Source organism: Synechococcus sp. H60.1 (assembly GCF_047462335.1).
In the GTDB taxonomy this organism is placed as follows: domain Bacteria; phylum Cyanobacteriota; class Cyanobacteriia; order Thermostichales; family Thermostichaceae; genus Thermostichus.
In genome coordinates this window covers 19,975-44,028 of the sequence record NZ_JANSJA010000017.1, presented here as the reverse complement: position 1 = coordinate 44,028, position 24,054 = coordinate 19,975, and the positions used below count along the sequence as shown (strand labels likewise).

23 protein-coding genes are annotated in these 24,054 nt (G+C 61.1%); 12 read left to right on the top strand and 11 right to left on the bottom strand.

Annotated elements, in window-relative coordinates:
• A partial coding sequence (locus NW852_RS00865; protein WP_414426388.1) for a DUF3386 domain-containing protein occupies positions 1–516 on the bottom strand: 516 nt, incomplete at its 3' end.
• Positions 517–829: 313 nt separating this feature from the next.
• On the opposite strand from NW852_RS00865, the gene mutL reads away from it, so the two are divergent.
• Positions 830–2,590, top strand: coding sequence for a DNA mismatch repair endonuclease MutL (mutL, locus tag NW852_RS00860; protein WP_414372147.1), 1,761 nt, complete (start codon positions 830–832; stop codon positions 2,588–2,590).
• Between the two features lie 37 nt (positions 2,591–2,627).
• Positions 2,628–3,485, top strand: a complete 858-nt coding sequence (locus NW852_RS00855; protein ID WP_414364017.1) for a vitamin K epoxide reductase family protein — start codon at positions 2,628–2,630, stop codon at positions 3,483–3,485.
• On the opposite strand, the gene NW852_RS00850 is transcribed toward NW852_RS00855, so the two are convergent.
• The 4 genes from NW852_RS00850 to NW852_RS00835 all read right to left on the bottom strand — a co-directional run bounded on the left by NW852_RS00850 (position 3,455) and on the right by NW852_RS00835 (position 8,042).
• Complete coding sequence (locus tag NW852_RS00850) at positions 3,455–4,573, bottom strand: diguanylate cyclase (protein ID WP_414364018.1); 1,119 nt, start codon at positions 4,571–4,573, stop codon at positions 3,455–3,457. The genes NW852_RS00855 and NW852_RS00850 overlap by 31 nt on opposite strands.
• Positions 4,574–4,622: 49 nt before the next feature.
• Positions 4,623–5,510: a photosystem I biogenesis protein BtpA gene (btpA, locus tag NW852_RS00845; RefSeq protein ID WP_414364019.1), complete on the bottom strand. Its 888-nt coding sequence runs from the start codon at positions 5,508–5,510 to the stop codon at positions 4,623–4,625.
• 12 nt (positions 5,511–5,522) lie between these two features.
• Positions 5,523–6,653, bottom strand: a complete 1,131-nt coding sequence (locus NW852_RS00840; RefSeq protein ID WP_414364020.1) for a quinone-dependent dihydroorotate dehydrogenase — start codon at positions 6,651–6,653, stop codon at positions 5,523–5,525.
• Positions 6,654–6,788: 135 nt separating this feature from the next.
• On the bottom strand, positions 6,789–8,042 hold the full coding sequence (locus NW852_RS00835) for an ABC transporter substrate-binding protein (protein WP_414364021.1): 1,254 nt from the start codon (positions 8,040–8,042) through the stop codon (positions 6,789–6,791).
• Between the two features lie 231 nt (positions 8,043–8,273).
• On the opposite strand from NW852_RS00835, the gene NW852_RS00830 reads away from it, so the two are divergent.
• Both NW852_RS00830 and NW852_RS00825 read left to right on the top strand, forming a co-directional pair.
• On the top strand, positions 8,274–9,092 hold the full coding sequence (locus NW852_RS00830) for an ABC transporter ATP-binding protein (RefSeq protein ID WP_414364022.1): 819 nt from the start codon (positions 8,274–8,276) through the stop codon (positions 9,090–9,092).
• On the top strand, positions 9,089–9,796 hold the full coding sequence (locus NW852_RS00825) for an ABC transporter ATP-binding protein (RefSeq protein ID WP_414372143.1): 708 nt from the start codon (positions 9,089–9,091) through the stop codon (positions 9,794–9,796). Before NW852_RS00830 ends, NW852_RS00825 begins: the two co-directional genes overlap by 4 nt.
• Before the next feature lie 39 nt (positions 9,797–9,835).
• Here the strand turns inward: NW852_RS00825 and recN are convergent, their stop codons facing one another.
• Positions 9,836–11,527 carry a DNA repair protein RecN gene (gene recN / locus NW852_RS00820; protein ID WP_414426387.1) on the bottom strand — a complete coding sequence of 564 codons (1,692 nt, stop codon included), beginning with the start codon at positions 11,525–11,527 and terminating at the stop codon, positions 9,836–9,838.
• A 72-nt stretch (positions 11,528–11,599) separates the two neighbouring features.
• Positions 11,600–11,914, bottom strand: a complete 315-nt coding sequence (locus NW852_RS00815) for a hypothetical protein (RefSeq protein WP_414364025.1) — start codon at positions 11,912–11,914, stop codon at positions 11,600–11,602.
• Between the two features lie 112 nt (positions 11,915–12,026).
• Here NW852_RS00815 and NW852_RS00810 point away from each other — a divergent pair, with 112 nt between their 5' ends.
• Positions 12,027–12,653 (top strand): pseudouridine synthase, encoded by a 627-nt coding sequence (locus NW852_RS00810; RefSeq protein WP_414372140.1) that lies wholly within the window; start codon positions 12,027–12,029, stop codon positions 12,651–12,653.
• On the opposite strand, the gene hisB is transcribed toward NW852_RS00810, so the two are convergent.
• Entirely contained in the window at positions 12,636–13,256 is a 621-nt protein-coding gene (hisB, locus tag NW852_RS00805; protein ID WP_414372137.1) for an imidazoleglycerol-phosphate dehydratase HisB, read from the bottom strand. The two genes, NW852_RS00810 and hisB, sit on opposite strands and share 18 nt — an antisense overlap.
• A gap of 276 nt (positions 13,257–13,532) precedes the next feature.
• Here hisB and NW852_RS00800 point away from each other — a divergent pair, with 276 nt between their 5' ends.
• The 4 genes from NW852_RS00800 to NW852_RS00785 all read left to right on the top strand — a co-directional run bounded on the left by NW852_RS00800 (position 13,533) and on the right by NW852_RS00785 (position 18,151).
• The gene (locus NW852_RS00800) at positions 13,533–14,942 is read left to right on the top strand and encodes a RecQ family ATP-dependent DNA helicase (protein ID WP_414372135.1); all 1,410 of its coding nucleotides are present in this window, start codon (positions 13,533–13,535) and stop codon (positions 14,940–14,942) included.
• A gap of 89 nt (positions 14,943–15,031) precedes the next feature.
• Positions 15,032–16,867, top strand: coding sequence for a glycoside hydrolase family 3 N-terminal domain-containing protein (locus NW852_RS00795; protein ID WP_414364051.1), 1,836 nt, complete (start codon positions 15,032–15,034; stop codon positions 16,865–16,867).
• 279 nt (positions 16,868–17,146) lie between these two features.
• Entirely contained in the window at positions 17,147–17,464 is a 318-nt protein-coding gene (locus NW852_RS00790; RefSeq protein WP_414364028.1) for a c-type cytochrome, read from the top strand.
• A gap of 9 nt (positions 17,465–17,473) precedes the next feature.
• Positions 17,474–18,151, top strand: coding sequence for a diacylglycerol/polyprenol kinase family protein (locus tag NW852_RS00785; RefSeq protein ID WP_414364029.1), 678 nt, complete (start codon positions 17,474–17,476; stop codon positions 18,149–18,151).
• A gap of 41 nt (positions 18,152–18,192) precedes the next feature.
• Here the strand turns inward: NW852_RS00785 and NW852_RS00780 are convergent, their stop codons facing one another.
• Together NW852_RS00780 and NW852_RS00775 are read right to left on the bottom strand one after the other, a co-directional pair.
• Complete coding sequence (locus tag NW852_RS00780) at positions 18,193–18,552, bottom strand: hypothetical protein (protein ID WP_414364030.1); 360 nt, start codon at positions 18,550–18,552, stop codon at positions 18,193–18,195.
• A gap of 329 nt (positions 18,553–18,881) precedes the next feature.
• Positions 18,882–19,142, bottom strand: coding sequence for a helix-turn-helix domain-containing protein (locus NW852_RS00775; protein WP_041438621.1), 261 nt, complete (start codon positions 19,140–19,142; stop codon positions 18,882–18,884).
• Between the two features lie 363 nt (positions 19,143–19,505).
• Here NW852_RS00775 and NW852_RS00770 point away from each other — a divergent pair, with 363 nt between their 5' ends.
• Positions 19,506–20,618: an RpoD/SigA family RNA polymerase sigma factor gene (locus NW852_RS00770; RefSeq protein ID WP_414364031.1), complete on the top strand. Its 1,113-nt coding sequence runs from the start codon at positions 19,506–19,508 to the stop codon at positions 20,616–20,618.
• A 118-nt stretch (positions 20,619–20,736) separates the two neighbouring features.
• Positions 20,737–21,414, top strand: a complete 678-nt coding sequence (locus tag NW852_RS00765; RefSeq protein WP_414364032.1) for a Mo-dependent nitrogenase C-terminal domain-containing protein — start codon at positions 20,737–20,739, stop codon at positions 21,412–21,414.
• A gap of 117 nt (positions 21,415–21,531) precedes the next feature.
• Here the strand turns inward: NW852_RS00765 and NW852_RS00760 are convergent, their stop codons facing one another.
• Positions 21,532–22,959: a folate/biopterin family MFS transporter gene (locus NW852_RS00760; protein ID WP_414364033.1), complete on the bottom strand. Its 1,428-nt coding sequence runs from the start codon at positions 22,957–22,959 to the stop codon at positions 21,532–21,534.
• Positions 22,960–23,241: 282 nt separating this feature from the next.
• Here NW852_RS00760 and rph point away from each other — a divergent pair, with 282 nt between their 5' ends.
• Positions 23,242–23,970 (top strand): ribonuclease PH, encoded by a 729-nt coding sequence (gene rph / locus NW852_RS00755; protein ID WP_414364052.1) that lies wholly within the window; start codon positions 23,242–23,244, stop codon positions 23,968–23,970.
• Positions 23,971–24,054 lie beyond the last annotated feature (84 nt).

Sequence of the window (24,054 nt, the reverse complement as noted above, 5' to 3'; positions counted from 1 at the left end):
AGTTTTTTCTTCGGTTCCTGGGCTACCATACTCAGCAGTGTAGTGAGTGGGTAGGTAGCCCTCACCTGTATCGTAAAACTCTTGAACTGAGACTGTAATTGTCCGATTGGCAAGATGGCGATGCACCCTTTGAATGTGCTTGTCCTGAACCCAGTACCTATCGGTAGAAGATAAGCCCGAAACAAGAACTTCAGTGATGTCTGAATTTTGTGGCTCTCCATAGACAAAGGTGTGGCCACCGTGTTCTTCGTCGAAGGAATGACGAACGCGATGCACCATGATTTCCCACATCTGTTCCCTTATTTTCTGGCGGATCTCCTCGTCCTCGACGCCGGCAATATCAATCTTCATGTTGCGGTCAATACTCACAACTCCTGAGAAGGAGAGGCTGCTGTCACCTTCTTTGGGAAAGTAGGCTATCTCAGCTTGGTAGCCAGGAAAGTCCTTATCCCAGGTGTAGCGATTCTCAAAGGCCTCTCTAAACAGCTCTTTGGCCGGAGCTTGCTGTGCTGCCATAATCTCCCCCTTAATGAGAAATTTTATTATTTAAATCCTAGTAGAGGCTGATGACTGGGGTTGGGATTTTAAGGCTTCCTTTAACTGTCCACCCACTCAGCTCTCTTTTTCTCGGAGCTCTTGGCCGTTGCCAACGGGTAGGGGGGCAGAGCAGCAATCCTTCACTTTGCCTGAGAGGGCCCTTGAAGTTAATGAAAATTATTAGCAAGGCGCTGTCCACCGGCAACAGAGAGAGAGCTAAGCTAAAGCTCGACGCTGTTGGCCTTTCGGCGACAGGCTGGCAGGAAGAGGGTCTGCTTTCTCAACTCACTCCATGTCCAAAATCCAGCCCCTGAACCCAGAGCGGATCGCCCAGATGGCCGCGGGAGAGGTGATTGACTCGCTGGAGGCGGCCCTACGGGAGTTGCTGGAAAATGCCCTCGATGCTCAGGCCACCCGCATTCAGGTAGAGATTTGGCCCAGTCGCTGGCAGGTGCGGGTGGCCGATAATGGGCAAGGGATCCCAGGTTCGGAGTTGGAGCAGGTGGCTCGCCGCCACACCACCAGCAAGTTAGATGGGCGTAGCCTGGGGTTTCGGGGCGAAGCCCTGCACAGCCTGGCCCGCCTGGGATCCCTGACGATTCAGACCCGCCATGCTGCGGATGCCCACGGCTGGCTGGCCGCCTACGACCGCCAAGGGGAGCTGACCCACAGGCAACCAGCAGCCATGGCCTTGGGAACGGTGGTCACGGTGGCGGATTTGTTTGCCGATTGGCCCTTGCGCCGCCGCTCCCTGCCCCAGACTCGCCCGCTCTTGACACTGGTGCAGAATGCAGCCTTGGCCCATCCTTGGGTGAGTTGGCAGGTGCGCCAGGAGGGGCAACTGTTGCTCAGCCTGTGGCCGGGCCAGTCTTTGCAAGATCTGCTGCTACAAGTGTTACCGCAGGTGGATCCCTCGGATCTGCGCTACCGACGGATCCGAGAGGGGGACAGCGATTGGGAAATGGTGCTGGGCTTGCCGGATCGTCTGCATCGCCCCCGCCCCGATTGGATCCGCCTGGCCGTCAACGGGCGCTTTGTGCAGATGCCAGACTGGCAACGGGTGATCCAGTCAGTCTTTCAGCACGCCTTGCCCCGCCACCGCTACCCGCTGGTGGTGGTGCACCTGCGCTTGCCGCCAGAGCAGGTGGACTGGAATCGCCATCCTGCCAAGAGCGAGCTCTATCTCCAGGATCCGGAGATCCGACAGGAGCAATTGCGCCAGCACTTGCAGGCTCTTCTCCAATCGGGATCTGGCCAAGCCAGCCGCCGCTCGGTGCATCTCATCCGGGCCAGCGAGGCCAAGTCGGTTTATGAGGCCAGCCGGCAGCCCCATCTTCCTTTCAACCCAGTTCCTGCTGCTCCCGCTTGCTCGGCTCCCTCCCTGCCCCCTCTTAGGGCTCTGGCCCAACTGCACCGAATCTACATCCTGGCGGAGCACCCTCAGGGGCTATGGCTGGTGGAACAGCACCTGGCCCACGAGCGGGTGCGCTACGAGTACATCCAACAGCATTGGCAGCCGGTGGAGCTGGAGACGCCGGTCATGCTGGAGGGACTATCCCCCCAAGCCGTGGAGCAGTTGGAGCAATTAGGGCTGGAGCCGGAACCCTTTGGCCCCAACACCTATCTGGTGCGCCGCCTGCCTCTGGCCCTGTGGTCGGAAGATCCCAAGGAGATTCAGGGATCCCTCCTGGAGCTGAGCCGCTGTGCTGACCTCGAATCAGCTCAAGTGGCGGTAGCCTGTCGTGGCGCCCTGCGCAATGGGATCCCCCTTACCCTGGAGCAGATGCAACAGTTACTGGAGGCCTGGCAGCGCACCGCCAATCCCCACACTTGTCCCCATGGCCGGCCAGTGTATCTGGCTCTGGCCGAAAAAGATCTGGCCCGCTACTTTCGTCGCCGCTGGGGGATCTGCGACCGGCCTATTTCCAACTCCAAGATGGGATCTATTTTGGAGCTGGAGCCACTGGGGGATAGGTTTGCTGCCCAAGTGCGGCGCTCAGCCGGCTCTTCTGCCTCGGATCCCACGGACGAGGCCAACGCTGCCCCACTATAATCGGGGGTGTCCATCTGCTGGAACGCTCTAGAACCCCATGGCCTTCTACCTCAAACTCAGAACCCAAGAAGAGACCTGGCTGCAGCGCCATGCTCGTCCCATCTTGGCAACCTTGGCCAGCTTGGGATCCCTGTTGACGGCCTACCTCACCTACACCAAGCTGACCGATCAGCCTGCCGCTTTCTGCACGGGGGATGGGGGGTGCGACCTGGTGCTCTCCAGCCGTTGGGCAGAGTTTTTGGGGATCCCGACGGCAACAGTTGGCCTGCTGGGGTTTTTGGGGGTCTTGGCGCTGGCGGTGCTGCCGGATGGGATCCCGCTGGTGAAGCGGTGGCGCTGGCCGGCCCTGTTTGGTCTGGTTTCCGCCATGACCGCCTTTGAAATGTACATGCTCTACCTGATGGTGGGGGTGCTGCGGCAATTTTGTCTGTATTGCACCACCGCCATAGTCTTGGTGGCCGGCCTGTGGGCGGTAACCCTGCTGGGCCACCGCTGGCTGGATTGGGGCAAGCTGGCCTTTAGCTACATTCTCGTGAGCTTTCTCACCTTGGTGACCACCATTGGGGTGTATGCCAACCAAGTTCCTCCCCCCAGCCCCCTGGCGGCAGGGTTGGCGGCCCACCTGCGGCAGATCGGCGGCACCATGTACGGGGCCTACTGGTGCCCCCATTGTCAGGAGCAGAAAGAGCTGTTTGGGTCGGCCTTTGCCCAAGTGCCTTACGTGGAGTGCTCCCCCAACGGTCCCGGTACGCCCCAAGCCCAGGCATGCACAGAAGCAGGGATCACCAGCTATCCCACCTGGATCATCAACGGCCGCACCTACGTGGGGCTGCGCTCGCTGGAAGCCTTGGCGGCAGCTTCCGGCTACCCTCTCGAGCCCGGCGGAGGACAGTAGTTCTCCAGTAGCGATGGCAGGAAGAGGCGTACACAGTTTCGCCCGGCTTGCTTGGCCTGGTAGAGGGCCTCGTCCGCTCGCTGGAGAGCAGTTTCTGGATCTAAGGGGGCATCTTCGCTGATAACGATCCCGCCAATGCTAATGGTGACAGGCACGCTGCGTTTGGGCGAAACGTCAATTGGCCGGCTGGCGATGGCCCGGCGCAGAGACTCGGCGTAGCGGTGGCAGTGGGCGGGGTTGAGCCCAGGGGTGACGCAGACAAATTCTTCGCCGCCGTAGCGGTAGAGCAGGCTGGAGGGACGCAGTTGATTGTGCAGCCGCCCAACAAGGGCCTGCAACACGCAGTCGCCGATGAAGTGGCCGTAGGTGTCGTTGACCTGCTTGAAGTAATCCACATCCATCATCAGCAGGCAGAGATAGCGATAGCGGGCTTGCCCACGGGGCCCCACCTGCTTGAGTAAATGGGGCAACGCCTGGTCGAGAGCGCGGCGGTTCAAGGCTCCAGTCAAGGGATCCGTCAAAGACAGAGACTCCAACAGCTCGTTGCGGGCCCGCAGTTGCCGGTTGGCCTGGGCCAGAGCTCGGGTGAGCCGCTGCAGGCGCAGTCCCGCCCGTACCCGGGCCCGCAGCTCCTCAGCCTCGACCGGCTTAACGATAAACTCGTCCGCCCCTGCATCCAGCCCCTGCACCCGATCCTCAACTTCGGAGCGGGCGGTGAGCAAAAGGAAGTAGACAAACTGGCCGGCAGCGGAGTGCTTCAGACGGCGACAGAGCTCTACTCCAGACAAACCCGGCATGACCCAGTCGCAGATGATCAAATCCGGCCATTCGCTTTCATCCAGGGTCTGCAGGTGCTCCCAGGCCAACTGGCCGCTTTCCCAGCTTTCCACCCGGTAGTTGGAGCTTTTGAGGACTTCGCCGATGTAACGACCGTTCACCGGGTCATCGTCGATGACCCAAATGCAGGGAACCTGAGCCGGCACGTGGCTCCACGAAACTTCCTCCAAGGGCAAGGGCTCCGTCCCACCAACGGGAGCGGAAACCAAGCTGGGGGAAGGCTGCCAGCCTTCGAGTTCAGCCGACAACATGAGGAGAAACCCTGATACGACGAAGTAATGCCAATTCTATCCCTGAGGTCTAGCTGCAGCTAGAGCTGGGAGTGGCCAGGCAAGCCGGATTGGCGGGCTGTTCGCCCAGGCCAAGGTGCAATGCTTCCACAAACTGCCGCACCCGGATGGGGTCGATGAGGGGAAAGGGATCCGCACAGCCCACCGGCATGCCGGCGGAACGGGCCGGCCGTTTCAGAGAACTGGCCACAATCACGCCATCCGCGTGGCGGATGAGGGTGCCGATGTTTTCGGCGGTGGCCCCTGAGCCAATCAACAGAGGTACCTGAGGGGCAACTTGGCGGGCCAGCTTCAAATCTTCCAGAAGAGGCGGTTTTCCGGTGGCCCAGCCGGAGAGAACAATGGCATCGGCTAGGCCGCGCTCCACCGTGTCGGCGATAGCCGCCTCCAGGCTAATGGGACTTAGGGGCTGAGCGTGCTTCACCAGCACATCGGCAAAGATCTTGATGTCGGCCCCCAGCTCGCGGCGGTAGCGCAGCAGGCGGTGGGCATTTCCCTCAATGATGCCCTGGTCGGTCACCATCGCCCCGCAGAGGACATTGACCCGGATAAACTGGGCCCCCACACAGGCGGCAATGGCTAGGGCGCTGTAGCCATCGTTGCGCAGGACGTTGATCCCGATGGGCAGGGAGACCAGCATTTTCAGTCGCTGGACAACTGCAGTCATGGCGCTCACCACCGCCGCATCCACCTGCTCCTTGGCAAAGGGCGCATCGTAAAAGTTCTCGACGAGGATCCCATCTACTCCTCCTGCTGCCAAGGCCGTGGCAGCCTGCTCCGCCTGAGCGATCACCCACTCCAGGTCGCCGCCCCAACGGGGGGAGGTGGGAAGCGGCAACAGATGAACCACCCCAATAACTGGATGGGGGGTTTTGAACAGGTGTTGCAGCAGGTTCACCGGCAAGTTCCCTCAGGGATCCATAACAATCTTACGCCCGGATTGGATCCCTGGCGGCATTCTCTCCGAGGAGAAAGGGGCGGGATTCCTGGCAGCGGCCAGGCCGCGCAACAGGCGGGGAACTAGGCTTGGCCCTTCATAGGCCCAGCCGGTATAGACCTGGAGCAGGCTGGCCCCGGCCTCCAGTTTCTCCAGGGCGTCGGCCAGAGTGAAAATGCCCCCCACTCCAATAATCGGCAATTGCCCCTGGGTGGCTTGGTGAATGTAGCGGATCACCTGGGTGGAGCGCTGTCGCAGGGGGGCGCCGCTGATGCCGCCGGCTGCCGTAGCGAGGGGCCCCAGGCCGGGCAGGAAGCGGGTTTTCAGGTTGTCGCGGCGCAGGGTAGTGTTGGTGGCTACAATCCCCGCCAGTCCGTAGGCTTGGGCCAGCTCCAGGATGGCGTCAATTGCTGGCCAATCCAAGTCAGGGGCAATCTTCACCAAAAGGGGCTTCTGTCCGCGATTTTCCCCCTGCAACGTCGCTAGGATGGGCGCCAACTGCTCGGCAGCCTGCAGGGATCGCAATCCCGCCGTGTTGGGGGAGCTGACGTTGACCACAAAATAGTCTCCCAGCTCCCGCAACAGACGAAAGCTGGCCAGGTAGTCGGCAGCCGCCGCCTCCAGGGGGGTGGCCTTCCCTTTGCCCAGGTTGATGCCAATGGGAATGAGACGTTGGCGCAGCCGGCGCAGCCGTTCGGCCAGAGCTGCCGCCCCCTGGTTGTTGAAGCCCATGTGGTTGAGAGCAGCCCGATCCTGGGGCAACTGGAACAGGCGCGGCTTGGGGTTGCCCGGCTGGGGCTGAGGAGTGACGGTGCCCACCTCCACAAAGCCAAAGCCCAAGCTGGGCCAGACGGCCAAAGCGTGACCATCCTTGTCAAAGCCCGCGGCCAGGCCGATGGGATTGGGGAAAGTGAGGCCCCAGAGCCGTACTTCTAGCCGGGGATCCCGATAGCAGAACAGGCGCTCCAAAAGAGCCAGGATCCCGGTAGCCTGGGTGGCGTCCAGCCACTCCAGGGCGCGCAAGAGCCCCACCTTGACCGCTTCCGGGTCAGCCCTCAGGCCCGAAAAAAGCAAGGGCCGCAGCACATCTCGGTACAGGTTCACAGCAAAGACTTGCTCCCCTCCTGTTGATCTTCCCCAAAAAACAGGGGCCTGCAAAAGTCTCCTCTGCAGACCCCCGCTTTTGAGCTTAGGCGGGAACTGGCCCGGCCAAGCCGAGCACCACCGGCCTAAAGACTCTTAGCCTTCCGGCTCAAACACCTGCAAATCCACGATCTTTCCTTCTTTAAAAGTCCAGTGGGCAAAGGTTCCAGCCACGTCTCCCTTCTCGTCGAAGTTCAGCGAGCCGGAAGCACCGGTGTAGTCAATGTCCTCCCCTTTCTTGAGTAGCTCCACCGCCTTGGCCCACTCTCCTGGCAGGATCTCGGTGCCGGGGGGATTGGCCACTTGCCGCAGAGCATCGCGGATGGCGGTGCCATCGGTGCTGCCGGCCTTTTGAATGGCCAGAGCCAAGAGGAAGGCGGCGTCGTAGGCGGTGTCAATGTAAGGCGTGGGGGGCAGCTCCCCGTAGGTAGTTTTGTAGGCTTCGGCAAAGCTCTGGTAAGCCTTGCTATCGGTGAGGGCCTGGGGCGAAGTGCCGATGGATCCCTCAAGCTTGTCCGCCCCCACCTGGGTGGCCAGATCGGGAGAGCGCATGCCGTCTGTGAAGACAAAGCGGTCAAATAGCCCCCCTTCCAAAGCCTGCCGCAGGATAACCGCACCATTTTCTGGATAGCCAATAACCACTAGGGCCTGGGGATCCCCTTCCTTGAGCTGATCCAGCTCGCCGCGGTAGGAGGCTTTGCCGGGCTCGTAGGGGACGGCCTTGGTGATCTTGCCTCCCTGCTTCTCAAAGGCTGCCTTGAAGCTGTCGGCCAGCCCTTGGCCGTAGTCGTTGTTGATGTAGATAACCGCCAGGCGATCCAGCTTCTCTTCGCGGGTAATTTGCGCCAGGGCTACCCCTTGGAAAGCATCGGAAGGAACGGTGCGGAACAGAAAGTCATTGTCGTCCAAGGTGGTGATGCTGGGAGCAGTAGAAGCGGGCGAAATCTGCGGAATCTTGCTGGGAACTGTTACTGTTGTGGCCACTGGGATGGTAACGCCACTGCCCAAAGCACCAATAATGGCGGCCACCTTCTCCACATTCACGAGCCGCTGGGCAGCATCGATAGCCGGCTGGGCTGAGGTTTGGTCATCCGCCTCCACCACTTGGATTTGGGATCCGAGGACGCCGCCAGCAGCGTTGATCTGATCCAGGGCCAGCTTGATGCCCTTGAGGCAGTTTTCCCCATAGGCTTGCAGGTCGCCTGTCAAAGACAGCAGCGCTCCAATTTTGATCGGGGTTTGGGCTGCTTGCTGAGCTGTGCTCGGCAGCAGGGTGGTGGCCAGCGCCGCTGCCGTCAGAGCTGCCGCCGTTGCGAAGGCCCGCCGGGTCAGTTTGTGCACAGAGGACATAACCAAGAACCTCCAATGAGGGAATAAAACTGGGATTCCCAAAAGTTGATGGTACAGAAGCAGACGTTGGCTTACCTCGGAGAGTTCCCTCCTAGAGTCAGCCCAACCCCCAAGGAGTAGCTTTTTGGCAAACCTATTCCCGAGTTTGGTTAAATAGGGCTCGCTATCCTACGATAAAAGTTCATACAATGGCGGATCCATTGGGTAATCGAGTTTTCCCAGAGCAGCAGCGTGATTGTTATCGACAACATCTCCAAACAGTTTGGCGGCGTCAATGCCCTGGATCGCTGTTCCTTCCGCATCGAAGCTGGCCGGATCACGGGCTTGATCGGCCCCAACGGGGCGGGGAAAACAACTCTTTTTAACATCATTGCCGGGTTTATTCGACCCAGCAGCGGCCGCATTTGGCTGGATGGGGAAGATGTCACCGGCCTGCCTCCCCACCGCTTGTTCCACCGCGGGCTGGTGCGCACCTTCCAGATCCCGCGGGAGTTTGGCCGCATGACCGTCCTAGAAAACTTGATGGTCGTCCCTCCTGAGCAGGCGGGGGAGAACCTGTTCAACACCTGGTTCCGCTGGCGACGCGTGCAACGGCAAGAGCGCCAGCTTCAGGCTCGGGCTGAAGAAGTTTTGGAACGGCTCAACCTCATCCACCTACGCGATCAACTGGCGGTCAACCTTTCCGGCGGACAAAAGAAGCTGCTGGAACTGGGACGTACTCTAATGGCGAACGCGCGGGTCATCCTCTTGGACGAGCCAGGGGCTGGTGTCAACCGCACCCTGCTGGCGGACTTGATGTGCTTTATCGAGTACCTCAACCGTGAGCGCGGCTGCACCTTCTGCATCATCGAACACGACCTGGATCTGGTGACTCGCCTTTGCCACCATGTGGTGGTCATGGCGGGGGGGAGGGTGCTGACGCAGGGATCCATGCAGGAAATCAAGCAAAACCCAGCCGTGCGTGAGGCCTATCTCGGATCCATTGCCCTGGCGGATGCTCTCAGCTCCGGGCCGGCCTCCACCGTCTCGCCGGAGGGATCCCCCCCATGACCCCTTTGCTAGAGATTCAGGATCTCTACAGCGGCTACCGCGGCGTGGACATCCTCAAAGGGATCCGCCTCAAGGTCAATCCGGGCCAAATTGTGGTCATCATCGGCCCCAACGGCGCGGGCAAATCCACGGTGCTCAAGTCCCTCTTTGGGCTGGCCACCATCCACTCTGGCCGGGTGCTGTTCCAAGGCTCTGACATCACCCATCTCCCTGCCGAGCAACTGGTGCGGCGGGGGATTGGCTTTGTGCCCCAAACCAACAATGTCTTTCCCTCCCTCACGGTGGAGGAAAACCTGGAGATGGGGGCCTTTATCCGGCGCGATAACTACACTGCTCAACTGGAGCGGGTTTATGAGCTGTTTCCGCCCCTAAAAGAGAAGCGAAAGCAAGCGGCGGGATCCCTCTCCGGTGGGCAGCGGCAGATGCTGGCCATGGGGCGGGCGTTGATGACAGAGCCCCGGCTGTTGTTACTGGACGAGCCCACTGCTGGCCTGTCGCCCCTGTACGTTGAGCAGACCTTTGCTCTCCTGCAGGAGATCAACCGCCTTGGCGTCAGTATCCTGATGGTGGAGCAAAATGCCAAGCAGGCTCTGGCTATAGCGAACTGGGGCTACGTCTTGTCCATGGGAGAAAACCGCTTTGAGGATACTGGCCCCAACCTGTTGCGCAATCCCCAAGTGCTGGAGCTGTTTTTGGGAGGTTGAGGCCCTCACCCCCAGCCCCTCTTTCGAGGGGGAGGGGAGCTAGGCGGAGCTGGCCAGTTGGACTGCCTGCCTGAGAAGGGCTTCCACAAAGCCCATTGCCTCCTGGGCGGAGTGGCCAGCGGCCAGTTGGGCCAATTCTTCCCGGCGCTCCCTCTCTCCCAGAGGATCCACCCCCACGCAGGTCCGCCCTTCTTGCACCACTTTGTAAACCCGCAGGTGGTGATCGGCTAGGGCAGCAATCAGGGGTTGGTGGGTAACGCAGAGAACTTGGTGGTTCCGGGCAAGCTGGTGCAATTTGGCGGCGATGGCCTGCGCCACCTTGCCGGATACGCCAACGTCGATCTCGTCAAAAACCAGGGTAGCCACCGGATCGACGCGGCTGAACACCGCCTTTAAGGCCAGTAGAAAACGGCTCATCTCGCCGCCGGAGGCAATCTCCGCCAGGGGTTGCAGGGGCTCGCCGGGGTTGGGGCTAAACCAAAAGCTCACCTGATCCACCCCTTCGGCGGTGGGGGATCCTGGCTGGATTTGCACCTGGAATTGCACGCCGCTCATCCCCAGGGGCCTGAGCTCCTCAATGAGGGCCTTTTCCAGTTTCCGGGCCGCCTGCTGCCGCAGGTGGGAAAGCGCCTGGCAGTGGCGCTCCAGCTCCTGGGCTGCCTGGTCTAGCCGCGCCTCTAGTTCCTCCAAGTCGGTGTTCTCGTGCCGCAGTTGGGCCAACTCTGCCTGCACCCGCTGCGCGTGGGCCATCACCTCGGCCAGGGTGGGGCCGTATTTGCGGCAGGCCTGGCGCAGTTGGGCAAGGCGCCGTTCAATTTTGTTTAGCCGACTGGGATCTGCTTCCAGGGTCTCGCCGTAGCGCAGCAGCTCCCGTCCGGCCTCCTCCACCTGAACGAGGGCGCTGCTAACCAGTTCGAGGAGGGGAGTTAGGTCGGGATCCCGTTGAGCCATGCTCTGCAGCAACCGCTCGGCTTGGGCCAACAAGTCAGCAATAGCCGGCGAGCCGCTGTCGTTTTGGTAGAGCAGTTGGTGGAGGGCATAGCTCTGCTGCTGCAGTTCCACGCAGTGGGCTAGGCGCTCCCGCTCCCGCTCCAATTTGGTCAGCTCGTCGGGATCCTCTAGGCGCAGGGCAGCCAGTTCTTGGGCTTGCAGCTCCAGGAGATCTAGCCGCTGCAGCCGCAGTTGTTGGTTTTGTTGGCGGGATGCTATCTCTGCTTTGAGCTGGCTCCAGGTTTGGTAGCAAGCTGCCACCTCTAGGCGCAGGCGCAACAGCTCTTCGCCGCCAAAGGCATCCAGCCAGCGGCGCTGAGTTTGGGGCAACTGGAGCTGGATTGTCTGACCCTGGGCGGTGATCTCCACCAGGTGGGAGCGCAGGCTGAGCATCTGAGCCTTGTTCACCAGCACCCCGTTGACTCGCAGGCGGCTGCTGAGCTTCCCGTTGCGCACCCCCAGCTCGCGGCTGCAGACCAGGCCTTCTTCCAAAGGCTCAATTTGCTCCTGCTCTAGCCAGGCCTCCAGGGCGGCCGTGGGCTGGAAAACGGCTTCCACTAGGCCTCGCTCGCTGCCGCTGCGCAGAGTGCGAGCTGGCCCCCCTAGCGCGGCATCGAGAGCCTCGAGAATGATAGATTTGCCTGCCCCTGTTTCTCCCGTGAGTACATTCAGCCCCGCCCGAAAGGGGATCTCCAAGTGCTCGATGAGGGCGAAGTTCTCGATCCGCAACAGGCGCAACATAGGGATCCCGTTGGCCGTCCTGTCTCAGGTTAGCCCACCTGCCGACTTAGGCAGAACGGGGGAAGAGCAGCTTCAAGGGGTGGCCTCCGGCGTCTCCTCTGTTCTAGCGGCGGTATCGGCAAGCGGCTCGGAGGTAGCGGCTGGGGCATTGGGTGTATTAGGCGCTACCTCTGCCTCCTGGAGAGAGGCGGAGGGTTCGAGCTCGGCTTTTGGCTCTGTGGCGGTGGGCTCGGGGGCAGCAGCAGCAGCTTGGGCAGCCTCTTCCTGCTTTTGCCGCTCGTAGCGGCGCCGTTTGATCCCCTCATCCACCCACACGTACACCAGACTGAGAAGGGAGAGCCCTGCCGTTCCAATTAAAACCCAGAGTAGATTGTTGTCTATCGTCATGAGGTGAGATCCGTCAAACTCTGCCGCCAGGGGGAAACGCTGCCCTTAAGGCTTGATCTTACCGTTGAAGCTGCTCTGCCCAATCTTAAAAGACGGGATCCACCCTTTTGCCATGCGCTACCTCAAGTTTTACAAACCCTACGGCGTGCTCACCCAATTTACCGACCGGCAGGGGCGGCCAACTCTCAAGTCTTTCATCCCGGTGCCCAGGGTCTATCCGGTGGGGCGGTTGGATCGAGATAGCGAAGGTCTGCTTCTGCTGACCGACGATGGCCGCCTCAACGCCCGCCTCATCGATCCCAAGTTTGGCCACGAGCGCACCTACTGGGTGCAGGTGGAAGGGATCCCCACGCCGCAGGCTCTGCAACAGTTGGAAAAAGGGGTGGTCATCCAGGGGCGGAAAACCCGCCCTGCCCAGGTGAGGGTTCTCACCGAAGAGCCACCCTTGCCACCGCGGGATCCGCCCATTCGCTTTCGCCGCTCCATCCCCACCACTTGGCTGGAGCTGACGCTGCGGGAAGGTCGCAATCGCCAGGTGCGCCGCATGACCGCCGCTGTCGGCATCCCAACTCTGCGATTGGTGCGAGTGCGGCTGGGCCCTCTCTCGCTGGAGGGACTGGCTCCCGGCCAGTGGCAGGATCTCAGTGAGGCGGAGTTGGCCCGCCTGCGGCAGTGTTGTTTTGGCCAGCCACGCCGTCCCCAGCTGAAGCGGGAGCTAAGTTTACAGCACCCCTTTTGAGCTGGGGATCCCATCCTGTCGGCGCGGATCCCGCTCTACGGCCATGCGCAGAGCGCGGGCAAAGGCTTTGAAACTGGCTTCAACAAGGTGGTGGGCATTGAGGCCGGCTGCCTGGCGGATGTGCAGGGTCAGCTGGGCGTGGTTGACCAATGCCTGGTAAAACTCTCGCACCAACTGGGTTTCGTAGCGGCCAATGCGCTCCACAGTTAGCTCCAGGCCGTAGCTGAGGTGGGGGCGTCCAGAAAAATCCAGTACCACCTGCACCAAGGCCTCATCCAAAGGCGCCCAGAAGTGGCCAAAACGGTAAATGCCGCGCCGATCCTGCAGCGCCTGGGCTAGGGCTTGTCCCAACGTGATGCCCACATCTTCGTTGGTGTGGTGATCGTCGATGTGCAGATCCCCCACCGCTTTGATCTGGAGATCAATCAGCCCATGGGTGCTGAGCTGGGCCAGCATGTGGTCCAAAAAGGGGATCCCCGTGTCGATCTCGTGCTGCCCCTTGCCATCGAGGTTGAGGCGAACCTGCACGTCCGTCTCTGCTGTGCGACGGTGAACAAAAGCCACTCTGGGCTGGAGCGAGCACGTGGAATCTAGGGCAGTCATGGGAACCAAAGCAGCAGGAACACCCCACCTCTAGCATCGCACAAGCCTGCTGCCCTATGGCTACTGCAACCCCACCTTGCCAGCCTGAGCAGGCATCATCGCTTCCCCGCTAGCCCCGATCCCAGCCGTCCAGCCTAGGGAGTGGATCTGGCAGGGGGTTTCCCTCACCCCTGCCCCCTCTTCCTTTGGGAGGATCTGAAGTGGCCTGGAACTTCCCTCGAGGAAGTCGCTGTAGATTGCTGTAGGTAGAGAGATCGCGGCAAAGGGGATTGCCGTTTGCAGGATTGGCAGCAGGTTTACTCTGCCCTCAAGCGGTACTGGGGCTACGAGGCGCTGCGGCCGCCCCAGGATCGGGTAATCCGCGCCTTGCTGGAGAAGCGGGATGCCCTCGTGGTGCTGCCGACGGGCTTTGGCAAGTCCTTGTGTTTTCAACTGCCGGCTTTGCTGCAGACAGGCCTGACCTTGGTGGTCTCACCCCTGATTGCCCTGATGGAGGACCAAGTTCAGGATCTCTGGAGGCGCCGTCTGCCGGCAGCCTGTCTGCACAGCGAGCTAGAACCGGCTCTGCGCAAGCGAGTGTTGCGGGCGTTGGCGGAGAATCGGCTGCGTCTACTCTATCTAGGGCCGGAAACCCTCTTTAGCCCGCCGGTCTGGGAGCGGCTGCAACAGGTGCCTATCAACGGCCTCATGGTGGACGAGGCGCACACCTTGGTGCACTGGGGAGGATCCTTCCGGCCCGACTACCGCCGCCTGGGGTTGGTGCGTCCTGCCTTGGGCCAGCCTGCCTTTCCCATCGCTGCCTTTACTGCCACCGCCGATCCCGATACCCTCAACCGCCTGCGCCACATCCTAGGGCTACAGCAGCCGGAGTGCATCCGCGCCGATCCCCTGCGGGCCAATATCTCCCTCCATGTGGAGGTGGCCTGGAGCCCAGCGGATCGCCGTCGCCGCCTGCTGTGCTTCCTGGCCGAAAACCCCGGCTCGGGCCTGGTGTATGTGCGCACCCGCCGGGATGGGGAGGAGCTGGCCGAGTGGCTGGGCCGACAAAACCAGAAAACCGCCACCTACCACGGCGGGCTGGAAGCGGGATCCCGCCGCCAGTTGGAACGGGCTTGGCTAGAGGGAGAGCTGCGCTTTTTGGTCTGTACCAACGCCTTTGGCATGGGCATCAACAAGCCGGACGTGCGTTGGGTGCTGCACTTTCACCCACCCCCCAACTTGATGGACTATCTGCAGGAGGTGGGGCGGGGCGGGCGGGATGGTGGCCCTTGCCGGGCCCTCATGCTTGTCTCGGAGCCGACAGGCCTGCTGGATCCCACCGATCGCCAGCGCCAAGCCTATTTCTATTCCCAGCAGGAGCGCCTGCTGGCCCAAGCACAGCGTTTGCTCCAAACTCTGCCCTCCCAGGGATCCTATGCCGACTTGCCCCCCGGGGAGACGCGGGTGGCCCTGGGCCTGTTACAGGAAATGGGCTGTCTGCACTGGCCAGATCCCTTTCACTTCCAGGTGCTGCACCGCCGCTGGCAACCGCCACGGCGGGAGGATCCCTGGCGGGGGATGGAGGACTTCATCCACAGCCGCGGCTGTCGCTGGCAGGCAATTTTGCAACATTTTGGCTACCCTGAGAACCAGTCCGGCCTGCCCTGCGGCACCTGCGACCGCTGCCGGGCTTCCCAAAGGCGTTGAGGGTTTCGGCAGCCGGCAGAGGGGTTAGGATCTTTGCGCTTGCCCGGCGTTTTCGCAAAGGATAGGATCCCCTCGCTTTCCCCTTGCTGATGGTGTCCATGAGTGGTTCGGGATCCCCGGTCGCTGCCCTTGAGCAGCCCTTGTCCTTAGCACGGCAGGTGGCCCAACTGCTGGTGGTGCCGGTTTCGGCCCGCCTGGGATCCCAGTCTCCTCCCCGAGAGGTCCTCAAGCGACTGATCCAAGAGGTGGGGATCGGGGGCCTCTGGATTACTGAGGGCCATGTGGCAGAGGCCCTGCTGCTGATCGAGGAGGCGCAGTCTTGGGCTGCCCTGCCCCTTTTGGTGGCAGCCGAGGCCAGTCGCGGCCTGGCGCTGGCGGGGGCTACTTCTTTCCCCCACCCCCTGGGCCTAAGCCGCCTGGGATCCGAAGCCGAGCGCTGGGCAGAACAGTGGGGAAGGATCACGGCGCGGGAGGCGGCGGCCATCGGCATTAACTGGCTGCTTGGCCCGGTGGCTGAGCCCCTGGGGCAAGGCCCAGCAGAGCTGGCGCTGGCGGAGGAGCCGCACCTGGCGTTGCAACTGGCGCGGGCCTTTGTGCGCGGATGTGAGCAAGCCGTCCCCGGCGGGATCCTGACCACTGCCAGATCCTTCCCCGGCCGGGATTGGGTGGAGTCTCTACCAGCAGGCGCAGCGCTGCAGCCAAAGTCAACCGATGTCCCCTGGTGTCCTCGCCTGAGGCTGGCCCTGAGTGAGCTGCAGGAGGGGCCTTGGCTGCCCTTCCGCGGCTTGGTGGAGCAGGTGGGGGCCATCTCGGTTGCGCCAGTGGTGCTGCCAGAGTGGGATGAGCGCTGGCCAATCTCTTTTTTGCCGGGGCGGCTAACGCAACTGCTGCGCCAAGAATGGGGGTTCAGTGGGCTGATTGTGGTCGAGGGCCTCGATCAGGGCTTCTTGGCCGAGCTGGCTGTTCGCGTCAGTGAGACGGAGTCCTCTCCCTGCCCACTAGCAGTGCGGGCCCTCCAGGCCGGGGCTGACCTCCTTTTGGCCCCTCCTGAGCCGGTGGCGGCTGTGGCGACCATTGTGGAAGCCGTGCAGCAGGGATCCCTAGACGCCCAGGCCATTGCCCAATCGGTGACGCGGGTGCTGCGGGCCAAACAGCGGCTTTTTCCCTCCACCTCCGCCCTGCTCAAGCAAGTGTGGCCGGCCCTGGCGGAAACAGATTTCAGCCTGGTACCCGGCTGGATGGGGGCTAAGGATCCCACTGACCCGGCCCTCAACCGCGGCTTTTCCGACGAGCAACTAAAGCCCCTACTGCTGGGGGATCCCCTGGCCAAGGACTCGCCTTTGGCCAAGCTGTTCGGCACACGTCCGCATCTGCCCAGAGTCGCCCAGTTGGGATCCCTTCTAGCCGAGAGCGACATTGCCCCCTGTCAGGCGGCCATGGCCCGCGGTGGAGTGACAGGCGGCCAACCCCTGCCTTTGCCCTTGCCGCCCGGCAGTTGGAACTGGATCTGGCAGGATCTCTCCCTGGGTCCTGAAGCAGTGCTTTTAGCCGAATCTCCTGCCCTGAGCATTCCCGCCAGCTTGGGTCTTCCTCCTCTGCTTAGCCATTCCCTTACCCCCTTGGGCTTGCTGGAGGCAGCTCTAAACAACAGCAGCGGCCAGTGGATTTTCCAAGCCTTTGTTCGCGATCCTCTGCCCAACTATGTGGTGGATTGGCTAGGGCGGCGGCGGGAGCAGGTAGCAGCCGTTGTTATTTATGGAAACCTGCAGGTTGGCTATCGCCTCCGCAGTTACTTGCAAGGGGCCAACGTCATCCACAGCCTCAACACCGATCCCTGGGCCCAGGCAGAAGCCATGCAGCGCCTGTTTCCCCACCGGCTCATCCCAGAGAAACCTAAACCTCAGACAGCTTCAGCAAATAATTAAGAAAAAGTAAATACCGTTACAGATTGTTGGCAGAAAGAGGCCCCTGAGCTATCGTATTGATGGAAATGTAAACTATTGAAACGGTTTCTCTCAGGGTTGTCTGTGCCTTCCTTCCTCTCAGACATCGCTGGATCGGACAGTTCTCGCCCCTCTGGTGACGGTGAGTGTGGGCTTGAGCGAACCTCGCTTCGCTCTCCCTCCCCGCAGCGTCCACAACCGTTCCTCCACGCTTTGCAAGCGCTGCTGGCAGGGCGCTGGGCGACAAAGCTTGGATTGGGCTTGGCTGTTGTGGGTCTGACAATCCTCACCTGGATTTGGCTGGCTGCAGGAGCTGGGCTGGATCCTTACACTGAAGCCGTCCTCAGCCTAGAGGGTCAGCCCAGCCATGGTGCTTCGTTGTTTGCCCTCAACTGTGCTGCCTGTCATGGAGAAGAAGCCGATGGCCGAGTGGGCCCCAGCCTGCGGGGAGTTAGCAGCCGCCGCTCTGACCGGTTTATCATTCATCAGGTAACCAGTGGCAAAACTCCGCCCATGCCCCAGTTTCAGCCGGATCCCCAGGAGATGGCAGATTTGCTCAGCTACTTGAAAACCCTCTGAGGCCAGCTCATGGGTCTGACCCAGCAGCTTGCTTACTACACTCTCTGGCTGGCCTCTGTATTTGCCTTGGCGGAATGGCTGCGCTCCCGACAGGTGGATGGGGAATGGGTGCGCAAAGTCATCCATATCGGTGTGGGCAACATCATTCTGCTGGCCTGGGCTTTGCAGGTGCCCCGCTGGCTCGGGGTGGGATTTTCCTTGGTGTTTGCTGGCTTGGCGCTGCTCTCCTACCGGGTGGCTATTTTGCCTAGCTTGAATGGGGTCGGGCGGCGTAGCTTCGGCACTTTTTTCTATGCTGTCAGCATTGGCCTGTTGCTGTATTGGTTTTGGCTGCCGCAGCGACAGGTATTTGCGGTGATCGGCATTTTGGTGATGACCTGGGCCGACGCGCTAGCGGGCTTGGTGGGCAAAACTTGGGGCAAGCACCCCTATCAACTGGGATCCATTCAAAAAAGTTGGGAGGGATCCCTGACCATGTGGGCAGTGAGCAGCTTGGTGATTGCGGCGCTACTGCTGGGGTACTTCGGCTTTTCTCCCTCCTTGCTCGCCATCAGCCTTTTGGCGGGAGGCATAGCCATGGGCCTAGAGGTCTTCTCTTGGTGGGGGCTGGATAACCTGACCGTGCCTTTGGGCAGCGCCGGGCTCTGCTTTGTCCTGCTGCAGCTTCTGGACGAACTATACCTGTAGCAATTGCTACCCCTGCGACGGGTCTGGCGCGGAAACGGCCTCTAGACCTTGCGGCGTTCTTGTTCTCGCTCTTCTTGTTGCTGCCACTGCCTGATCAGCTCTTTCGCTGCCTGGGGAGTAAAGTAGTCCAGCGCCATCAGCTTGCGGTAGGTGAGGAGCTGCCGCATCTCCAGGGGCATGTCTGCCTTCCGGTAAAAGTAGTGGATGCGGCTGATGTTTTGCTCCATCTCGGCGAACTCCCGCTCCCGCTGCACTTGCTTTTCCCGCTTGAGCACCTCGTGGGGAGCAGACATGCGATTCGGGATCCGCTGCGCGCTGGTGGCTTTGCTAGGGAGAACCCGATGGGCTCCGCTTTGCCGACTGCTGGCGCCGTTGAAACGGTCGAAAAAGAAAGAGAGCATCCCTTAACCTCCCACAAGCAGAGAGAAGGAGGTTGTCTTACACCAAATTAACAATATCAAGTTTAGATGAAGCTGTGAAGCCGCCCGTGATCTGGATCCCTTTTGGGAGAACCTGCACCTTCTCCAGGGCGAGGACTGGACTTCTCCTGGGTCACAGGAGAGCTGAGGCAGAGACAGGGCTTGGCCTGGACAGGCGGACTTATAGCTATGCTTCAGTATTTACATGGATACTTGGACGAAGACAGGGGCAAAGCGCAAAAAGGCTTGCGTGCTTTCACGCATAACGACAGGGATCTTGAATAACGGTACATGGTGCTTCCCCGGAGGCGCTACAGGTGAGATTCGTCGCCGCTCAGCAGCCAGGTAACCGAGACCCCCAGCGCCTTGGCAAAAGCCACCAGCTCTTTGTCGATGACGCGCCGTTTGCCCTTTTCCACCTGGCCGATCTTGACGTAGTCCAACTGCACACCGTATTTGGCCAGACGACCCGCCAGTTGATCTTGGGTCAGTTGCAGCTTCTCCCTTACCCAGCGCACCCGCTCTCCGATCAAGTTGGCCGATGGAGGGTGCTGGTTGAGGTTAGACTCCATAGGAGCAAGAGATTGTGAATATTCTTGTCCAGGCTGAGGAACCCGATGGCTCCCCCGGCGGCCCATGGTAGCCTATGCTGGCAAGGCTACCCCTTCCCTTCTTTACTACTTTATAGAACCTGTTATAGAACCTGTGGGATCCTGCTCGGCAGCAGGCAAGCTAGCTGTCCCCTGGATATCTTACACAAGGTCTAGATCGAAAATCGCTTATGGATGTTTTCGCGCAGGATGCTCTGCTGGCGAGAACTTGGCAGATGGGATCCCTACCACTCCCGCACCCAGCCGGAAAAATTTCCGGGCAAAAAAGAGGGCCATGATCGATTTTCGCTCTCGGCAGGGGGAGAAACTTTTCTAGACTAGGAGGTGACGTTTTCTCCTCACTGGGCCGTGGTTTTCTCTCGTCCTCATCCTGAAGAAGACATTGCCTCATCCCGTCAGGAGCTCGACGATCTGTGGCTTGATGCTGAGTCTGCCTCTCAGGATCCAGCTACAGAGGCCGACCTAGAGCCGAGCGCCAGCGGGTTGCGGCTGAATGAAGACGCCGTCGATCACTACTTGAATACAATTGGTCGGGTGCCCCGCATCGATCACGCGGAGGAGATCGAGCTGTCGCGCAAAATTCAGCAGAAGCTGCTCATCGATCAGGCCCGCAGGGAATGGCGGCAACAGCGGGGGCAGGATCCCAGCGATGAGGAACTGGCGGCAGCCCTGCAGATCCCTGTGGCTACCCTGCGCTCCCGCATCCGCCAGGGGGAGCAGGCTCAGCGTAAGCTGATCAACGCCAACCTGCGCCTGGTGGTCAGTGTGGCCAAGAAGTACCTCAACCGAGGGGTGCCCTTTTTGGACTTGATCCAAGAGGGCAACATGGGTCTCATTCGGGCCACTGAGAAATTCAATGCCGAGCGAGGTTTTCGCTTCAGCACCTATGCCCACTGGTGGATTCGCCAGGGCATTACCCGCTGCATTGCCAACCAAGCCCGGACGATTCGCCTGCCGGTGCATATGGTGGACAAAGTGCGTCTGCTCAAGCGCACCAACCGCGAGCTGATGAAAGCCCGAGGGCGACGGCCCACAGAAGCTGAGCTGGCCGAGGCGCTGGGTATCAAGGTTAAAAAGTTGCGCATGATCCAGCAGGCTGCTGCTTTGCCCCTGTCGCTGGATGTGCCAGTCGGCCAGGAGGGGGAAAGCCGCCTTGGCGATTTGCTGCCAGATGAGCGGCAGGAGCAACCCTTCGAAGGGATCCTGGTGCAATCCCTGCGGCAAGATGTGCGTTCTGCCATGCAAGCCCTAAAGCCAATTGAGAGGAAGGTGTTGGAACTGCGCTATGGGCTGGATGGGCAAAAGGCGAGAACCCTGCGAGAAGTGGGGGATCACTTTAACTTGACGCGGGAGCGGATTCGCCAGATTGAGCGGGATGCTCTGCGCAAGCTGCGTCTAGGCCATCCTTCGCGGGCTTTGGCCCAGTACATTCGCTAGCTTTTGCCGCAGCCTCCCAGGGTTTGGTCGGGGATCCCCGCGCGAGGCGGGTTTTCAGCCCTCGGGATCCGCCTTGCAGCCCCCTAAAATGGTGGTAAGCCAGATCGGGGGGATCCCTATGTCTATCGGTGCCACGCCTGCTTCTGCCAGGGAGTGCTCGCCGCAACAGGCGCAGCTTTGGTTACGAGGGCTGCTCAGCATTGCTTGGGCCGATGGAGAATATAGCCCCGAAGAGCAGCGACTTATCGAAGATCTCATCCGCTCCGACTGGCCAGAAGACCAGGGGAAAGATCTCGCTCCCCTCTCTCCTGAGGAGCTGGCGGCCCAGCTACAGCCGGAGTTGCGGCAAGATTTCCTGCGCACGGCGGTGATGACAGCCGTTGCCGACGGGGTATATTCCGAGCCAGAAGACCGCCTGTTGCACCAGTTGGTCGCTGCCTTTGGACTGGAGCTTCCCCAGCTCCACCTGCTCCGGGCCACGCTGGTCAATAAGGGCGCCACCTCGCCATTGCCGGCAGAGGCTCAGGCCGAGAGCGGCTATACCGACCTTTTGGCTCCCTTGCGCAAGTGGCTGGACGGCATCCAAGTCCGCGACGCGAAGGTAGCCCGCTTCTTGTGCCGTATGATCCCCGGCCAGTGCCCCTTTGAGCGGGAGGTGGTGCTGTTTGGCCGCAAGGTGATACACATCCCCCCCCTGTGCAAGCTCAACCCCCTCTACGACCAGGTGGTGGCCTTGCGCTGCCGCGCCCTCTCCTTCCTGGCAGAGGCGGGGGAAGACATCAGCCAGTACACCTGATGGCTCGCCCTTAAGCATGCCGAGGGCTGCCTCCATCCCTAGCTCCCCTCTCCCTCTAGGAGAAGGGCTGGGGGTGAGGGGTGCTTTTAGGAATGCGTCTGATTGGCAGCCAGCCCCTTAGGAATAGGTTATGTCCGTCTCTCCCAAAGGGATTGCCTCCATCCCTGCCTCGTCCTCTTCCGCGCGCACCTCCCGTAAAAAGGCTTCGAGAGAAGCGTGGGCCTCCGCCTCCAGATCTGCTCCCGCAAGGGTTGTGCCCCCCTCCGGCAGCCAGCCCAAAAGCGGCAGCGGCAAGAGGGTGGACAGGTTGGTTAGCAGCAGCAGCAGCCCCAGATGGCTGAAATCGCTCTCGGTTACCCCCAGCGCGTGCATGAGCAGGGATCCCAACTCTTGAGAGAGAAACCCCGCCAGGTTAAAAGCCGACATCAGCAAGGCGAAGAGGGTAGCTTCGATCCCTGGCGGGCAGAGGCGGGCAGCCAAGACCAGCACGGGCATAAAGGCAATCTGCCCTGCCACCGTCAGCACCAAGCTATCCCCCAGACTAAACCAGTGATCGTCGATGCCCCAAGCCCGATTGAGGTGATAGACCAAGATGAGGCTGGTTAGGCCCAGCCCGGCCGAAAGAACCGTCATCCAGCCAAATAGAGGCCGCAGCGGGATCCGCCGCAGATACACCTGAAAGATTGCCACCCCCACCAAGCTGGCGATGCTGGTAACCAACCGCACCTGTCCCAAAAACTCCGGCCCAAAGCCGAGATCGGTGGTTACAAAGTAAAATAGGGCTACATCGGCGCTGGGGGTTGCCTGCCAGAGAAAGACAAACAACACCGGCAAGAGAATGCTGGGTTGCCGCAGCGCCCGCCACACCTGTCCCACCTGCTGCCGCAAGGGATCCCAGCCAAAGGAGCAGGCCACCGGCTGATCCACAATTACCCAAGCCGCCAGGGCAATCAGCAGCGGCAACAAGGCCGTCAGCCCGAACACCACCTGCGGCGGGTAGTGGGCCAGGAGCGCCCCCCCGGTATAGGCAGTGAGCAGGGATCCGAAAGCCGTCGCCCCCCAAGACAAAGACTGCAGCGTGCCTGTCCCCGCCCAGTCGCTGCCGTGAACCCGCTCCACCACCAGCGAATCCACGATCACATCCCCCACCGCCACCGCCAGGGATCCCAAAACCATCCACAGCATCGCCCACTCAGCCGTTGGCGCCCACAGGGCCATCCCCAGCCAAGCCCCACATCCCAGCAGCCCAGAGAGCAAGAGGTAGGAACGGCGGCGGTAGCCTGCCAGCGGCAGCATATCCGACAGGAGCCCATAGAGCGGCTTGAGGGTCCAGGGGATCACAGCAAAGCCCATCAACGCCGCCACCTGCGCTGGGCCGAGGCCCAGGCTATCCTTCAAGTAAAAACTGGTAGCCAGCCGCGCCAGCCCCACCGCCCCTTGCACAAAGTACACCAGCAGGATCCCGAACAGTTCCGGCGTCCAGTGGATGTCCTGCAGGGGCTCCAGAGTGGATCGGCGCAGCTGTTGCAGCAGGGGGTGGAGCATGGGCAATCTTGTCCTTGTCGCTTCCTGTCTCTGCCGTTGTCCCGCAGGACTGCTCTTGCAGCATCGTCTTGCCGCAACAATAGCAACAGCAGGAGGTGAGAGTTAAGAACTTCTTTACACTGTAACCTGCTCAACTGGAACCTGCCCAACCGGCCCACGGCTGCGATCCTCCAGACCCCCGCCTGTCAAGGCGCCGGCGGCACTTCTGTAGAGATTCCAAGCCGTGAGCTGCCTCTGGTAGACATGACTGACAATGCGAGGGATCCTTATTTTGAACTGCTCATGAGCTGGCAACGCCCCGATGGTCGCACGGCTGCCCAATTGCGCCCGATTTCCTTTCAGCGTCACTTCACCCGCTACGCTCCGGGCTCAGTGCTGGTGAAGTTTGGCGATACCCATGTCCTCTGCACCGCCAGTGTGGCCGAAGAGGTTCCCCCCTTTTTGCAGAACACCGGCCAAGGCTGGCTGACGGCGGAGTACCGCATGCTGCCCACCGCCACCCAACAGCGCCAGCCGCGAGAGACGCTAAAAGTCTCAGGCCGCACCGCCGAGATCCAACGGCTTATCGGGCGTAGCCTGCGCGCCGCCTTGGATTTCCACAGGCTGGGATCCCGCACCATCACCGTCGATGCAGACGTCCTGCAAGCCGATGGCAGCACGCGCACCGCCGCGATCACCGGTGGCTATGTGGCCCTGCACGACGCCATCACTTGGCTTTACAAACAGGGGCTGCTGGATCCGGCGCAGGGATCCCCCTTGCGGCAGCAGGTGGCGGCCCTTTCGGTGGGGATCGTGCGAGGCGAGGTGCTGGTGGATTTGTGCTACGAGGAGGACAGCCAAGCAGAAGTGGACATGACCATTGTCATGAACGAGCAGGGAGCCTTGATCGAGATTCAGGGCACCGCCGAAGCCGGCTGCTTCGACCGCTCGCAACTGTTGCAGATGTTGGATATGGCCCAGGCCGGCATCCAGGAATTGCTCCAGGCCCAGCGAGAGACTCTAAACTCGTAGCCGACGGGCCTTGTTGCAGCCGGGAGCCCAGCCTGAGCCTTGAAGCGGTTCCGGTCGGGTGGCTGCTGGCCTCGAGAGAAGAAA

Coding starts and splice junctions, on each gene's coding strand:
- mutL (WP_414372147.1), top strand. CDS start 830: ATGTCCAAAATCCAGCCCCTGAACCCAGAGCGGATCGCCCAGATGGCC.
- NW852_RS00855 (WP_414364017.1), top strand. CDS start 2,628: ATGGCCTTCTACCTCAAACTCAGAACCCAAGAAGAGACCTGGCTGCAG.
- NW852_RS00850 (WP_414364018.1), bottom strand. CDS start 4,573: ATGTTGTCGGCTGAACTCGAAGGCTGGCAGCCTTCCCCCAGCTTGGTT.
- NW852_RS00835 (WP_414364021.1), bottom strand. CDS start 8,042: ATGTCCTCTGTGCACAAACTGACCCGGCGGGCCTTCGCAACGGCGGCA.
- NW852_RS00825 (WP_414372143.1), top strand. CDS start 9,089: ATGACCCCTTTGCTAGAGATTCAGGATCTCTACAGCGGCTACCGCGGC.
- recN (WP_414426387.1), bottom strand. CDS start 11,527: ATGTTGCGCCTGTTGCGGATCGAGAACTTCGCCCTCATCGAGCACTTG.
- NW852_RS00815 (WP_414364025.1), bottom strand. CDS start 11,914: ATGACGATAGACAACAATCTACTCTGGGTTTTAATTGGAACGGCAGGG.
- NW852_RS00810 (WP_414372140.1), top strand. CDS start 12,027: ATGCGCTACCTCAAGTTTTACAAACCCTACGGCGTGCTCACCCAATTT.
- hisB (WP_414372137.1), bottom strand. CDS start 13,256: ATGACTGCCCTAGATTCCACGTGCTCGCTCCAGCCCAGAGTGGCTTTT.
- NW852_RS00795 (WP_414364051.1), top strand. CDS start 15,032: ATGGTGTCCATGAGTGGTTCGGGATCCCCGGTCGCTGCCCTTGAGCAG.
- NW852_RS00785 (WP_414364029.1), top strand. CDS start 17,474: ATGGGTCTGACCCAGCAGCTTGCTTACTACACTCTCTGGCTGGCCTCT.
- NW852_RS00780 (WP_414364030.1), bottom strand. CDS start 18,552: ATGCTCTCTTTCTTTTTCGACCGTTTCAACGGCGCCAGCAGTCGGCAA.
- NW852_RS00775 (WP_041438621.1), bottom strand. CDS start 19,142: ATGGAGTCTAACCTCAACCAGCACCCTCCATCGGCCAACTTGATCGGA.
- NW852_RS00765 (WP_414364032.1), top strand. CDS start 20,737: ATGTCTATCGGTGCCACGCCTGCTTCTGCCAGGGAGTGCTCGCCGCAA.
- NW852_RS00760 (WP_414364033.1), bottom strand. CDS start 22,959: ATGCTCCACCCCCTGCTGCAACAGCTGCGCCGATCCACTCTGGAGCCC.
- rph (WP_414364052.1), top strand. CDS start 23,242: ATGAGCTGGCAACGCCCCGATGGTCGCACGGCTGCCCAATTGCGCCCG.